General features: G+C 59.1%; 13 protein-coding genes. 8 read left to right on the plus strand and 5 right to left on the minus strand.

Annotation, left to right across the window (positions count from 1 at the left end; genetic code table 11):
• The first annotated feature begins 1 nt into the window (after position 1).
• The 8 genes from ACIQYF_RS19905 to ACIQYF_RS19940 all read left to right on the plus strand — a co-directional run bounded on the left by ACIQYF_RS19905 (position 2) and on the right by ACIQYF_RS19940 (position 9,098).
• The gene (locus tag ACIQYF_RS19905) at positions 2-1,081 is read left to right on the plus strand and encodes a hypothetical protein (RefSeq protein WP_402865243.1); all 1,080 of its coding nucleotides are present in this window, start codon (positions 2-4) and stop codon (positions 1,079-1,081) included.
• Between the two features lie 41 nt (positions 1,082-1,122).
• Positions 1,123-3,063 (plus strand): vWA domain-containing protein, encoded by a 1,941-nt coding sequence (locus ACIQYF_RS19910; RefSeq protein ID WP_402865267.1) that lies wholly within the window; start codon positions 1,123-1,125, stop codon positions 3,061-3,063.
• A gap of 10 nt (positions 3,064-3,073) precedes the next feature.
• Positions 3,074-3,793, plus strand: a complete 720-nt coding sequence (locus tag ACIQYF_RS19915; protein WP_402865245.1) for an ABC transporter ATP-binding protein — start codon at positions 3,074-3,076, stop codon at positions 3,791-3,793.
• A complete protein-coding gene (locus tag ACIQYF_RS19920) occupies positions 3,777-5,000 on the plus strand; it encodes an ABC transporter permease (RefSeq protein WP_402865247.1) in 1,224 nt (407 codons plus the stop codon). Before ACIQYF_RS19915 ends, ACIQYF_RS19920 begins: the two co-directional genes overlap by 17 nt.
• Entirely contained in the window at positions 4,990-6,525 is a 1,536-nt protein-coding gene (locus ACIQYF_RS19925; RefSeq protein ID WP_402865249.1) for a formylglycine-generating enzyme family protein, read from the plus strand. The genes ACIQYF_RS19920 and ACIQYF_RS19925 overlap by 11 nt, the downstream gene beginning before the upstream one ends.
• Positions 6,526-6,557: 32 nt before the next feature.
• Positions 6,558-7,292 (plus strand): hypothetical protein, encoded by a 735-nt coding sequence (locus ACIQYF_RS19930; RefSeq protein ID WP_402865251.1) that lies wholly within the window; start codon positions 6,558-6,560, stop codon positions 7,290-7,292.
• Between the two features lie 4 nt (positions 7,293-7,296).
• Positions 7,297-7,800 carry a hypothetical protein gene (locus ACIQYF_RS19935; RefSeq protein ID WP_402865253.1) on the plus strand — a complete coding sequence of 168 codons (504 nt, stop codon included), beginning with the start codon at positions 7,297-7,299 and terminating at the stop codon, positions 7,798-7,800.
• A 62-nt stretch (positions 7,801-7,862) separates the two neighbouring features.
• Positions 7,863-9,098, plus strand: a complete 1,236-nt coding sequence (locus ACIQYF_RS19940) for a hypothetical protein (protein ID WP_402865255.1) — start codon at positions 7,863-7,865, stop codon at positions 9,096-9,098.
• A gap of 58 nt (positions 9,099-9,156) precedes the next feature.
• Here ACIQYF_RS19940 and ACIQYF_RS19945 read toward each other — a convergent pair whose 3' ends face one another.
• The 5 genes from ACIQYF_RS19945 to ACIQYF_RS19965 all read right to left on the minus strand — a co-directional run bounded on the left by ACIQYF_RS19945 (position 9,157) and on the right by ACIQYF_RS19965 (position 13,567).
• The gene (locus ACIQYF_RS19945) at positions 9,157-9,885 is read right to left on the minus strand and encodes an amino acid ABC transporter ATP-binding protein (protein ID WP_402865257.1); all 729 of its coding nucleotides are present in this window, start codon (positions 9,883-9,885) and stop codon (positions 9,157-9,159) included.
• On the minus strand, positions 9,882-10,568 hold the full coding sequence (locus ACIQYF_RS19950; protein WP_402865259.1) for an amino acid ABC transporter permease: 687 nt from the start codon (positions 10,566-10,568) through the stop codon (positions 9,882-9,884). Before ACIQYF_RS19950 ends, ACIQYF_RS19945 begins: the two co-directional genes overlap by 4 nt.
• Before the next feature lie 2 nt (positions 10,569-10,570).
• Complete coding sequence (locus ACIQYF_RS19955) at positions 10,571-11,299, minus strand: amino acid ABC transporter permease (RefSeq protein ID WP_402865261.1); 729 nt, start codon at positions 11,297-11,299, stop codon at positions 10,571-10,573.
• Between the two features lie 114 nt (positions 11,300-11,413).
• Complete coding sequence (locus ACIQYF_RS19960; RefSeq protein ID WP_402865263.1) at positions 11,414-12,310, minus strand: amino acid ABC transporter substrate-binding protein; 897 nt, start codon at positions 12,308-12,310, stop codon at positions 11,414-11,416.
• 54 nt (positions 12,311-12,364) lie between these two features.
• Complete coding sequence (locus tag ACIQYF_RS19965) at positions 12,365-13,567, minus strand: pyridoxal phosphate-dependent aminotransferase (protein ID WP_402865265.1); 1,203 nt, start codon at positions 13,565-13,567, stop codon at positions 12,365-12,367.
• Positions 13,568-14,022: the final 455 nt, after the last annotated feature.

The following is a 14,022-nucleotide window of genomic DNA, read 5'->3' on the forward strand; positions in this document are numbered from 1 at the left end:
AATGCCGATTCGAGTCAATTTGCTCGCTTTAGAGCCACACGCCCACGGCTACGCCCGTCTGGTGATCAAAGGTTGGAAGGGGTCGCAGCAGCAGTTGGAGTTCACCCTTCAGCGCAACAGCGATGACCACTATCTGCATGAAGGTCAGAAGTGGAGCAACAACCCCTTCTGGTTTCAGGTACCGGAGTTCCCGCTAGCCGCCGATGGCAAGAGTCTGGAAGTACTGGTGGGCCCGCAAATCGTTGACACGCTGCTGGAAGGCAGCGTCGACACCACGTTCAGCTTCGTGCTCAACGAGCCCGCGACCGGGACCAAGGATCACGGCGTGGTGCTGCCCGGCCGCGACGTGACCTCCAGAGCCGCAGGCGATGAAAAGGCTGCGCCGCCGGTATGGAAAGGCATCATTCTGGCGGATGTGGTGGGCAGCGTGCCTGTGCCTGCCGCGCCAGTTGAAGCACCGCCGGTGGTGGTTGCCGAACCCGCGCCTGAGCCAGCTCCTGCCCCTGCCCCGGAGCCGGTGATCGAGCCGGTGGCGGCGGTGGTTGAACCCGTGCGCGTTGAGCCAGCCCCGGCTGCGGCAAAGCCTGCGGCAGCGGGCAAAAAGAAGGCCTGGCTGATCCCGTTGATCATCGCCCTGCTGGCAATTATCGCCGCAGGGGTCTTTTTCTGGCTGAAGAACTCGGCCACTGACACCGTGGCAACCTCAGTCCCAACGCCTCCCCCACCGCCGGGCGCTGTAGCCTGCACGCTGGAAAGCATGAGCACATTGCCCGAGCTGACCTTTGTTCAGACCTGCATCAAAAAGTCGCCGGGCAGCGCCGAGTTGCTGGAAATCATCAACGTCGCCAAGGCCAATAACCATTGCGGCATAGCCCAGCGCCTGTACGCCAACCGTGCGCAAGCCGGGGACATGCAAATTGCGACCGCCTATGCCCATGAGTACGACCCGAAATTTCATCAGGCCAGCCAATGTTTCACTGAACCTGACAAGGCGACGGCTGCGTACTGGTACGAAACCATCCTCAGCCACGAGCCTGAGAATGCTGAAGCCAAGGCGCGTTATGAGGAGTTGAAGCCGTGAACCGTTTTGCATTGGCTGCCAGCACCTTGCTGGCGTTGTGCATGGGCAGTTCGCTGGCCCTCGCGGACGACAAGCCGTTGATTCAGGAAGGCAAGAAAACCCTGTTTCAGCGCGTGTTAACCACGCCGGGTTGCACACTCAGCAGCAGCGCTGGCGGTGCTCCGGGCGCCGCGCAGCCGACGTTCAGTCGTTTTTACGTGTACGAGCGCGCCCAGGCGGCGAATGCCGAGTGGCTCAAGGTCGGCCCGGACAGCTTCGGCAAAACGGTGGGCTGGCTGCCCGCAGCCTGCACCACTGATTGGAAAATGCAGCTCACGTTGGCCTTCACCAACCCGGCGAACCGCGACCGGCTGATGTTTTTCAAAGACCGCGCCACCCTGGAAGCCATCCTTGATGCGCCAGACCCGGTGAGCAAGGTCGCGCCACTGCGGGCCAAACTCAAGCAAGGCTCGTTGGCGCCCGGCGTTTTGGCCCAGGAGCCGGAATACTTTGTCGACCTGCACAAGCAGTTTTACCTGCTGCCGGTGCTTAGCGGTGAAGAAGTGATGACCGAAGAAGGCTTTCGCACGCGCCTGCTCAACGTCGCGTCGGTGAGCAAGGCGGACGACAAAGCTCTGCAGTCGGGCGCTGGCGCAACGCCTGATGCGGGCGCGGCCAAGGCCGGTCAGTTGAAGGAGTTCAGCGCCGCGGTGGTGTTCGTGATCGACTCCACGATCTCCATGGACCCCTACATCGAGCGCACCCGCGAAGCAATTCGCAAGGTCTACAAACAGATCGAAAGCGAGAACCTGGGCAATCAGGTCAAGTTCGGTCTGGTCGCATTTCGCTCCAACACCAAGGCCGTGCCGGGCCTGGAATACGTGAGCAAAATGTACGCCGACCCGAACAAGGTTACCGGCAGCGAAGACTTCCTGGCCAAGGTGGCGGATCTCAAGCAGGCCAAAGTCTCAAGCAAGAGTTTCGATGAAGACGCCTACGCGGGGGTCATGCACAGCATCGATAAAGTCGACTGGTCGCAATTTGGCGCCCGTTACGTGGTGCTGATCACCGACGCGAGTGCGCTGGACGGTGATGACAAACTCAGCGCCACCGGCATGAGCGCCGACCAGGTGCGGCTTGAAGCGGCCAACCCTGGCGTGGCGATTTACACCCTGCACTTGAAGACCCCGGCCGGGATCAAGGACCACGCCAAGGCTGAAGCCCAGTACCAGAACCTTTCGACCTATCCAGGCACCAACACCTCGCTGTACTACCCGGTCAACGCCGGTGACGTGCAGGCCTTTGGTCAAAAAGTAGACGCCCTGGCGAGCGCGATTACTTCGCAGGTCAAAGCCGCCTATATGGGTGAAGACGCCATTGGCAGCGCGCTGAACGCCAAGCAGGACGTGACGTCCAAAGACCCGGCCCAGCAAAAAATGCTTGATGACGCCGCCTTGATCGGCCATGCCATGCAGTTGGCGTACCTGGGCGAAAAAACCAACAGCCAGGCGCCGCCGGTGTTTCAGGCATGGATCACTGACCGCGACCTGATCAAGCAAAACATCCCGACCACGGATGTGCGGGTGTTGCTGACCAAGTCGCAACTCAGTGATTTGAGTGACGTGATGAAGCAGATTCTGGATGCCGCCAACGAAGGCCTGATCTCGCCGACCGAAATGTTTGATCGCCTGCGCTCGGTGGCCGCAACGATGGGCGCCGATCCTAATCAGTTGAAGCAGAACGGCAACGCCAAGCTGGCGCAAATGGGTGTGCTCGGTGAGTACCTCGAAGACCTGCCGTACCAAAGCGAAGTGCTCAATCTGGACGAAGAAACCTGGAAGAGTTGGGACGGCCTGGCGCAAGAGAAATTCATTCGCAACCTGAGCACCAAGCTGCGCCACTACCAGCGTTACAACGCTGACGTGGACCGTTGGGTGCCCTTGGCCAACGACAGCGATGCGCGGGACAACGTGTACCCGGTGCCGCTGGAAATGATGCCTTAACGAGGCGGCCATGCTCGATATCCAGGACATGCTCGTGCGCCGTGGCAGCGGCGCTCAGGCGCACAGCGTGCGTTTGCCCGCGTTGCAGGTGAAAGCGGGAGAGATCCTGGCCATTACCGGCGAGAGCGGTTGTGGCAAAAGCACCTTGCTCGAAGCCATCGGCCTGTTGTTGCAACCTGTTGAGTTGCGACATTTCAGCCTTGGTCCAGGCCGCCATGACCCCCACGCCGCGCCGCTGGATGTTGCCCAGCTAGTGGCCAGCGACGACCAGCCTCGCCTTTCAGAGGTGCGTTCGCGGCACTTGGGTTTCATTTTGCAAAGTGGTGGCCTGCTGCCGTTTTTGAGCGTGCGTGACAACATCAGTTTGCCCCGGCGTTTGCTCGGGATGTCCGCCGCCAGCGAGCAGGTAGACCGCGCCGTAGAGGCGCTGCGCCTCACGGGGTTGCTGGGCAAGTTACCGCAGGCCTTGTCGATCGGCGAGCGCCAGCGCGTGGCCTGTGTGCGGGCGATCGCCCATGAACCGCAATTGTTGCTGGCCGATGAGCCCACGGCATCGCTCGACCCGCACAGTGCCCGGCGCTTGTTTGAGTTGCTGCTGAGTCTGGTCAACGAATTGGGCTTGAGCGCATTGGTGGTGTCCCATGACTGGGCGCTGGTGCGCGACTTTGGTTTACCGCGACTGGGGGCGATCAGTCGTCAGGGAGAAACACGCTTTGAAGCCATGGATTAACCGCCTCGGCCTGCTCGGTTCGCTGGCGGTCGAAGACCTCTGGCATGACCGCAAGGTGTCGTTTTGCATCGCCGCGTCGCTGGTGGCGGTAATCGCCCCGCTGTTGCTGCTGTTCGGGCTCAAGCACGGGGTGGTCAGCCAGTTGCAAGACGAACTGCTCAGCGACCCGCGCAACCTTGAAGTGAAAATGCTCAGCAGCGGCAACTATGACACTGCCTGGATCGAGGGTTTGCGCCAGCAGCCCGAGGTCGGTTTTGCCATTGGGCAAACCCGCTCGCTGAACACTCAGGCCGATTTGTTGATGGGTCTGCAACGCTTTGTCGAAAACGCCGAAATCATCCCCACGGACGCCCACGATCCGCTGTTGAACCTGGCGCAAAGCCGCCTGAGTGGCAACCAAGTGATCCTCAGCGCCCGCGCTGCGCAACGCTTGCAGGCCACGGTCGGGGACAGTGTGCGCTTGCGCGCGCCACGTCGTCTGGACGGCATTAACGAGCGCGGGGAGTTGAATTTGGTGGTGGTGGCGGTACTCGATGCGGCCCGTTTTGGCCGCGCTGCCGGGTTTGTCGCACCGCCGTTGCTGTTAGAGCTGGAGCGCTTTCGCGATGGTTATCAAGTGCCCGCGTTTGGCCTGGACAGCGGCAAGCCGCAGGTCGACCTCAAGCCGCGGTATGCCCGTGCCCGCGTATATGCCCGCGACATTGACAGCGTGGCGCCGCTGGAGCGCTGGCTGAACCTGCAGAACATCGAAACCTCTAGCCGTCTGGCGGAGATCGACAACGTTAAAGCCATCAATCATGTGCTGGGGCTGATTTTCGGCGTGATTGCCGGGGCGGCCTTGATCGGCTGCATTGCTTCGATGGTCGGCGCGTTTCTGGCCAACATCGACCGTAAGCGCAAAAGCCTCGCGGTGCTGCGCCTGTTGGGCTTCAGCAGCCCGGCCGTGGCCGGTTTTGTCATCGTCCAGGCCATGCTCTTGAGCCTGGTGGGCTATATCGGCGGCCTGGGGTTTTATGGCGTGGGTAGCCTGCTGTTTGATCACCTGCTGGGCAGCAGCCAGGCCACCGGCACTTTTGTCTGTCATATCACGATCTGGCACGGGCTGGCGGCCTTGCTGATCGCCTTGTTGGTTGCCGCACTGGTCGCCGTGATCGGCGCACTGCGGGCCATCAGCATCCAACCTGCGGAGAGTTTGCGTGAGCTATAAACGTGTGCTGTTGCTCACTTCCCTGAGCTTTGGTTATTGGCTCAACGCGTCGGCGGCGAGCTGGGACGAGAAGTATTACAACCCGGCGCCTGACGCCAATGACGTGGTGCTGCCGATGCCGTGCGATGGCGCGATGGTGTTTCGCAAGGTGTTCATCCCCGTCACCGGGCCGCTGGATGACTACCCGATCAACATCGGCCAGGACAGCGCTGAGTGGGGCTATGTCGAGCAGAAGCGCCCGACCTTTATCGCCGGTAGCTTCACGGGCGCCAAGGGCGACAAGTCGCGTTACTACCTGATGGCCAAGTACGAGATGAGCCAGTTGCAGTATCAGGCGCTGACTGACGAAACCTGCCCCACGCCGTCGAACAAACTGCGCTTGCCACAGGTGGCGATCAGTTGGGTGCAGGCCATCGAGGCGGGCGACAAGTACAACCTGTGGCTGCGCAAAAACGCGGCTGCCAAATTGCCCAAGGAAGACGGTGCGCAGGGCTTTCTGCGCCTGCCAACCGAAACCGAATGGGAGTTCGCCGCCCGTGGCGGGCTGGAAGTGGGCGCGGCTGAATTCAGTGACACACGCTATCCAATGCCAGAAGGTTTGAACGCCTATGAGTGGTTCGGTGGCGCCCAGTCGTCGAACGGCAAACTGCAGCTGAGCGGCCTGCAAAAGCCGAATCCGCTGGGCCTGCACGACATGCTCGGTAACGCCGACGAGATGATGTTTGAGCCTTTTCGCTTGAACAAACTGGACCGCCAGCACGGCCAGGCAGGCGGTTATGTGGTGCGCGGCGGCAACTACCTGACCCCGCAAGCCGACTTGCGCACGTCGTTGCGCAAGGAAGAGCCGTACTACAACGCGGACGGCCAGGTGAAAAACAAATCCACCGGCCTGCGACTGGTGATGGTGTCCCCGACCCTGACTTCGCGCGAGCGGGTGGGCAGCATCGAACAGAGCTGGAAAAAGCTCGGCAGCGGCGCCCAGGAAGGCGACAAAGGCACCGTGCAAGAGCTCAACACGCTGGCCCAAGGGGTTGAAGACAAGGCCCTCAAAGAGAAGCTGCAAACCCTGGAAAACCAGTTGCGCGCCAGCAACCAGCAACAGGAAGAAACCCGCGATCAGGCGATTCGCGCGAGCCTCAACCTGGGTGCTTTCCTGTGTACCAAGATGCTCGATGACGGCCAGTACCTGGACTTCCTGCAGAAAAATTTCACCCTCAACTGCGAGTCCGAAGACAAGGACCCGAGCTGCGACATGCGCAAGGGCAAGCTCGATGAGCAGAAGGACCGTCTGCACAAGCTCAGCCGTTACTACGCCAGCAGTCTGGTGGAGTCAGCATCCTTGTACGGCCAGCCGCTGCTGGAGGCGCAAGTGCCGGTGATGGAAGAAATCATCAGCCAGAACAAACAACTGCAAGAACTCAAACCTTATTTGCGCACGCACTGGGCCAATCAGAAGACCTACCTGCAGAAGCAGAAGATCGACACTGACGCCTGGTTGAAGAGCTGCAAGTCGGTCACCCCCTAAGCCCACTACATGCTTCAACAAGGAGAAATACGATGATTCGCAGCCTGCTGGCCTCTTCCCGATACATGATGTCTTTCGTGCTCATAGCCGGCGTGCTGTTGAGCGGCTGTGCGTCCACGGGCAGCAGCTCGCTGGGCATGGGGGCTCCGGCACCGGACCCGCGTTTGACCCAAGGCACGGATGCCCAGTTCTTTAGCAAGTCGGGCTATCAGGCGTGTGCGATGGGTGCGGGCGCCGCGGTGCTGGCCTGTGTGCTGAGCAACCCCAACAACAAGGCGGTGTGCATGATCGCGGCGGGTGTGGCGGCGTGTGGCGTGGCGATGGGGGCTAACTACTACGTGGATCAGCGTCGTAGCGAATACGCCGACACTAACCAGCGTTTGCAGAAGTACAACAGCGACGTGCAGTTGGACACGCAAAAAGTCGTGATGCGCACCGCCACTGCGCAGCAGGTGATTGACGATGACAAGGCGCAGGTTGAGCAGATCAAGCGCGACCTGGCGAGCAAGAAAATCGACAAGGCCCAGGCGCAAAAGCAGATTGCGAGCATCGACAGCAACATCGAGCAACTGCGTCTTGAAGTTAAAAACATGCAGGGCAAAGTCACCGGCTACAACGAGGCCATGAAAGTCGAGCGCAGCCAGGGTGCGGGCCCTGAGCTCCAGCAAATCGACGCCAACATCGCCAAGATGAACGAGAAAGTCGCCAGCCTGCAAAAAGAAGTCGATGGTTTGTACAGCCAGCGCTCCGCGATCACCTTGGGTTGAGACCATGAACGCACGATTGATAGGGGTGTTGGGGGCTGTGCTGGCGTTGTCCGGTTGTGCCACCCAGCCGGGTGAGTGTGATGCAGGCAACCGCGACGCAGGGCTGTTCACCAAGGTGAACTGTGATGCCGGCGGTGGCTACCGTGCGCAGATTCAGCAAAACGAACTCGCATTGGCCCAGTCGCAGCAAGAAAACGCGATGTTCCATCAGGTCTACGCGGACATTGCCGCGCAACAAGCCGCCTCCCGGGCCAACGTGCAGGCGCAGCAACAGGCTCAGGCGACCTTGAACCAGTCGCTGAATAAGTTGCTCGGCTCGCTCAAGGCCCGTACCGGCAACAAAGCCCAGGTACAGCAGCAGATCGCAGGTCTGGAGCAACAGCTCAAGGCCGCGCAGGTTGCACCAGTGAGAGCCTCGGATCCGGCGCAGGTGGCAGCCAAGCAGCAGGAACTCAATGCGCTGCAAAAGAAAGTTAACCAGCTGCAATTCAGCCTCGGTTACGAGTAAGCCTTGCAGGCCAGACCGTCGGCGGCCCAGTGCCGCCGACACTGTTTTCAGGAAGCCAAACGATGCAGCGCATTACTCGGGATGAGCACGCCAGCCCCACGGGGCTAGGCGCGCTGGAAGCTAAAATCGCGCTGATCCTCAAGCACTTCCCGCCGTCGGTGGCGAGCGTTTACGCGATTCCGCGGATCGGCAGCGGCCAAGTGCTGGAGTGGTGGAGCGAGCTGGGTGGCCAGCCCACACGTTTTCATGACTTGAGCGAGGTTCAGCAGGCGGCCTTGCTGGCGCGTTATCACCAGCGCCAAGCCAGCCTGGGCTTGTTGGCCGATGAGCTGGTTGCGCGCGGTGAGGCCGAGCAAGCGGCCAGTTTGCGCGGGCTGATGGGCCCGCCGGACCTCAACAACCTGTACAGCATCAACGGTGACCCGGTGGTGGTGCGTTGGGGCCTAAAGCCGCCTGCGCCTGCGCCTGCTGCGGTTACACCGCCCACTGCTGGCACGCGACCCGTTGTGGTGCGACGGCTGTGGCGCGGTTGGCCGTGGCTGTTTCTCGGGCTGCTGCTGTTGGGCCTGTTGCTGTGGGCGCTGTGGTATTGGCGATTGCCGCCGATGAACCTGTGGTCGAACTCAAGCAGCTACGCCTGCCGCGTCAAAGCGCCGAGCCATCAGGAGTTGCCGCCTGAGTTTGTGGTGATTCTGGACACGTCGGGCTCCATGAACCTCAACATCAACGCGACCAAAGCCGATGAAGACTGGTACTTCGGCACGCGGCCGACACCGGACGATGACGACCCGCGTACGGTCAAAATCTTCAGCCCGAACACCCGTCTTGATGTGGCCAAGGCGTCGTTGTCGCGGATGATCAACAACCTGCACCCCAACATCGACACGCGGCTGATGACCTTCGCCGGGTGCTTTCAACAGCCGGATCACGGCGTGTTCACAGCGGCACAGCGGCCACAACTGATTGCAGGTATTCAAGGGTTGCACGCTAACGAAGGCACGCCTTTGGCGGCCAGCCTGAGAAAAGCCGCGCGCAAGGTGGATGGCCGTGACCGGGATGCCGTGATTGTGATGTTCGTCGACGGCGACGATGGCTGCGATCAAAACGTGTGCAAAGTGGCGCAGAACATCGCCATTGAGCAGCCGCGCTTGCACGTCAATGTGGTCAATATCGGCGACAGCTCGCTGTCCAACTGCATCGCTGAAAACACCGGCGGGAGCATTTACTCCAGCCGCAATGCCAGTGATTTGGCCGATGCGCTGCAAGCGGCGACGCAGGCCGTCTCGGAGTGTGAATAACGTGGGATGCCGGATGTTTTCAACGCATCCGGCATCCATTGCGCCGACTGTGGGCTTATCAGTGCTGCAAGATCTTGGACAGAAAGCTGCGAGCCCGATCTGAGCGCGGAGCGCCGAAAAACGCTTCGGATTTCACGTCTTCAATAATCTCGCCGCCGTCCATGAACACGATGCGATCTGCCACTTTGCGGGCGAAGCCCATTTCGTGGGTGACACACATCATGGTCATGCCCTCGCTGGCCAACTCAACCATGACGTCCAGGACCTCGTTGACCATCTCCGGGTCGAGTGCCGACGTCGGCTCATCGAACAGCATGGCGATGGGGTCCATCGCCAGAGCCCGCGCGATAGCGACTCGCTGCTGCTGACCGCCCGACAACTGAATCGGGTATTTGTGGGCGTGGCTCTTGAGCCCCACGCGTTCGAGCAGCGCCATGCCTTTTTTCGTTGCGGTGGGGCGATCACGGCCCAGTACCTTGATTTGCGCAAGGTTGAGGTTGTCGATAATGGTCAGGTGCGGGAACAGTTCGAAATGCTGGAACACCATGCCCACCCGGGCCCGCAATTTCGGCAAGTCGACACCTTTGCCGGTGACAGGCTGGTTCTCGATGAAAATATCGCCCTTTTGTACAGGCTCCAGGCCGTTGACGCATTTAATCAACGTGCTCTTGCCTGAGCCGGACGGGCCGCACACCACCATGACTTCACCGCGTGCAAGCTCAGTGGTGCAGTTCTTCAGGACTTGGAAGTTGCCGTACCATTTGCTCAGGTTGTTCATCCGGATCATGCGGTTTTCCCTACGTTTGATTTCAGGCGTTTGCTCAGATTGGACAGCAGGTAACAGATCACCAGATAGACCAGGGCGACGAACAGATACAGTTCGACCAGGCGTCCATCACGCTGCGCGAACTTGCTCGCGGCACCCGTGAAGTCGGCGATGGAAAGCACATACACCAGTGAGGTGTCTTGAAACAGGATGATGGTCTGGGTCAGCAACAGCGGCGCCATGCGCCTCAGGGCTTGCGGCAGGATCACGTAGATCATCGCTTGCGTCGGGCGCAGGCCAAGGGCTGCGGCGGCCTGTTTCTGGCCGGGGCTGATGCTTTGAATACCCCCGCGAATAATCTCGCTGTAGTAGGCCGCCTCAAACATGCAGAACGTCACGAAGGCAGTGACGACCGGCCCGATCTGCACCGGTCTTTCAGTGCCGAAGGCCATTTGCAGCAGTAAGGGCATCAGAAAGTAGAACCAGAAAATCACCAGTACCAGTGGGATGCTGCGCATGACTGTGACGTAGCCCAAGGCAAAACCACGCAGGACGCGGTTGTGCGATAGACGCATGATCGCCAGCAGGGTGCCCGTGACGATACCCACCGACATGGCGACAAAGGTCAGCAGCAAGGTGAATTTAAGGCCGTTCCACAGGGCGGGCATGGCCCGGACAATAACGCTCGGATCTAAATCAAACATGACTACCTCGTCGCGCCGCGAATGGTCAGGGAACGTTCGATATGGCCCATGACGAAGGTCACCAGCAGCGAAATGACCACATAAATCAGGGTCGCCGCGCTGAATGCCTCGAAGGTGTTGAACGAGTATTCGCTGATGTTTCGCGCTTGCGCGGTCAGCTCCATCAAGCCGATCGTCAGCGCTACTGATGAGTTCTTCAGGGTGTTCAGCGCTTCGGATGTCAGCGGCGGGAACACCACGCGGATCGCTTGCGGCAACAGGACTTGAAGGTACATCTGGGTAGGTCTTAGACCCAGCGCCAAGGCTGCGCCACGTTGCCCATGTGCGACCGACTCAATGCCTGCCTTGAACAGCTCCGACAGCTTGGCCGAGGTGAACAGGGTCAGGGCGACTACAGCGCTGAAAAACGAGGGGTAGGGCAAATCTTGCTTGAGGTAATCACCCGCCGAAACAGGCAGTAACTCCGGGAGCACGAAGAAGCAGATGAACATCTGCACCAGCAAGGGAATGTTGCGAAACACTTCGGTGTAGAGGTTACACAGCCACACCAACGGGCGCAGTGTGGTGGTGCGCAGCGTGCCGACCAGGCCACCGATCAAAAACGCCAGGATGAACGCGACCAGGGTGGTGGCCAACGTCCAGCTGGTGCCGGTAATCAGCCAATGCAGATACGACGAAGACTCTCCGGGAGCGTGCTCCCAAAAAATACTCCAGTTCCAGTTGTAATCCATGAAGCACCAACCTTTGAAAGGAAATATAGGCCGGAGCACGCCCATGTTCCGGCCAATCAAACCTCTCCCTGTCTGTTGACTGGCTGGAATCAGGACGCGTCTGAGGCGATGGAATCAGACGCCGGTGTCGTTCGGATGGGCGATGGCTTCTTTCAAGGCTTCACTCATCGGCAGATTGATCACGATATTTTTTGGTGGGATGGGTTGCTGGAACCATTTCTGATACAGGGGATCGATCGCTCCCGTGCTGTAGATATTTCTCAAGACATCGTCAGCGAACGTTTTGAACTGCGGATCGTTCTTGCGAATGCCAATGGCATAGGGCTCCGCCGACATTGGGTCGGGCAGCAAAGTGTAGGCATCCGGAGTGCGGCTTTGAGCGATGGTCGCCATCAACTGCACGTCGTCGTTGATGTATGCAGCTGCGCGACCGGTCTCCAGCATCAGGAAGGCTTCGCCACCATCTTTGGCGTTGAGGATCTTCAGGCCCAGGCTTTTATCCCGATCAAGGCCTTTGGTAATCCACTCGCCGCTGCCTCCGGTAATCACCACCACGGCCTTGCCTTTCAAGTCGGCAACGCTGGTGAGCCCAGAAGATTTCTTGACCGCGTATTTGGCGCTGGCGACATAGCTGGTGAGGAGAAAGCCGATTTGTTTCTGGCGCTCAACGGTGTTGGTGGTCACACCGCATTCCAGATCGATGGTGCCGTTGATCAAGAGTGGCGTGCGGGTGGCTGCAACGACAGACACGTATTCGGTCTTGAGGTTGGGCTCTGCGACTTTGACCTTGATTTGATCAACAATTTTTTTGCACAGCTCGACGCTGTAGCCGATCGGTTGTTGGTCGTCGTTCAGATAGGAAAACGGCAAGGATGCGTCACGGTAGCCAAGGGTGACGGTGCCTGATTCCTTGATTTTTTTCAGTGTTCCGGTGAGGTCTTCAGCCTGAACAGCGGTGCACAAACAAGCACCGACAATAAGGGCAAGCAGCTTTTTCTTGTGATCGAACATGGGGATCTCCGACTATTTGTTATGGCAGCTTTGGCACAGCAAAGGGCGAAGGCTTTAGCGCAAGGCGCAAAGGGCTTCGTTGATACGAGCAACAGCTTTTGTTATTTGATCGCGAGAGGTCGCAAACGACAGTCGGAAGTAGCCCGGCAAGCCAAACGCCAAGCCCGGTACGACCGCGACGCCTGCTTGATCGAGCAGATAGGCAGACAGCTCAACATCATCACGGATGACCTGCCCTTGAGGGGTGACGCGGCCCAGCAATTGGCTGCATTCGGGGAACGCGTAGAACGCACCCGCTGGCGCGTCAATGCGCAAACCTGCACATTGGCTCAGGCCGTCTACCAGCAAGCGGCCTCGCTCAGCGTATTCATTTGCGCTACGTGTCACGAAGTCTTGTGGGCCATCCAGGGCTGCGCGAGACGCTTCCTGGGAGATGGCGCTCGCGCCTGAAGTGCTTTGCGATTGGATTTTGCTGACGGCAGCGATCAGCGCTTTCGGGCCCGCGGCGTAACCGATACGCCAGCCTGTCATGGCATAAGCTTTGGCCACACCATTGATCAGCAATGTGCGCTCGCGCAATTGCGGGCAGGCGTTACCAAATGAGACGAAAGGCTGGTCAGCAAGCAACACGTGTTCGTAGATTTCGTCGGACATCACCAGCACGTTGGGGTAACCCTCCAACGCGTTCCCCAAGGCTTGCAGCTCGGCTTCGGAGTAGATGGCGCCGCTCGGGTTAGACGGCGTGTTGAGGATCAGCCAGCGGGTTTTGTCGTTCAGTTGGGCCTGCAGTGCTTGGACACTCAACTTGAAGCCAACCTCTATGCCGCAGGGCACAACCCGCGGGGTGCCGCCGTTAAGCGTGACGATATCGGAATAAGAAACCCAGTACGGCGCCGGGATGATCACCTCATCGCCGGCTTCCAGAGTGGCCATGAACGTATTGAAGATCACTTGCTTGGCGCCGTTTCCGACAGTGATTTCATCGACGCTGTAGGTCAGGCCGTTTTCGCGCTGAAATTTACGGGTGATCGCTTGACGCAGAGCCAGGGTGCCTTGTGGCGCGGTGTAGCGGGTATGTCCATCGCGCATGGCCTGGCAGGCCGCGTCGATGATATGCACGGGGGTATCGAAGTCAGGTTCGCCAAGACTCATGTCAACAATGTCGCGGCCCTGGCTGGCTAACTCTTTGGCACGCATGGAAATAATCATGCTGGGGGACGAGGAGATTTGTTTGACCCGATGACTCTCGAAACTCATGGAATACCCGCCTTTTGTGGAGGGCCCTGGATTTTTAGTGGCCCCTCGCTTTTGTTGTACGACATGGTATGACACATATATCTATTTTCGCAATCTAGAAAAAGCCCCGAAATAAGGAAAAAAATAACATGGCTGACCGATTTGTTTGGAGTGGAAGAAGGCGTTGCAGTGTGCCTGTTTTATGTGCCTTGAAACCTGAAGAAAACCTCAGGCGGTGACATATTGCAGGGCGCTGGATGCCTGGCGTCGGCGGTTCTAAAAAAGAGCGGGCATTCAGGTTCTTGAGCGTTCTAATTTGATGTTGTACGATGACGTATGACGTCAGCAACGGCTGACGCTTTTCCTGCAGCGCATTACATACAGGGTGTTCGAATAATGAATCCACAAGAACTGAAGTCCATCCTCTCGTCCGGCCTACTGTCTTTTCCGCTAACCGACTTCACTGCTCAGGGTGA

Origin of the sequence: Pseudomonas sp. NPDC096917, assembly GCF_044762555.1 — a bacterium.
Lineage (GTDB): Bacteria > Pseudomonadota > Gammaproteobacteria > Pseudomonadales > Pseudomonadaceae > Aquipseudomonas.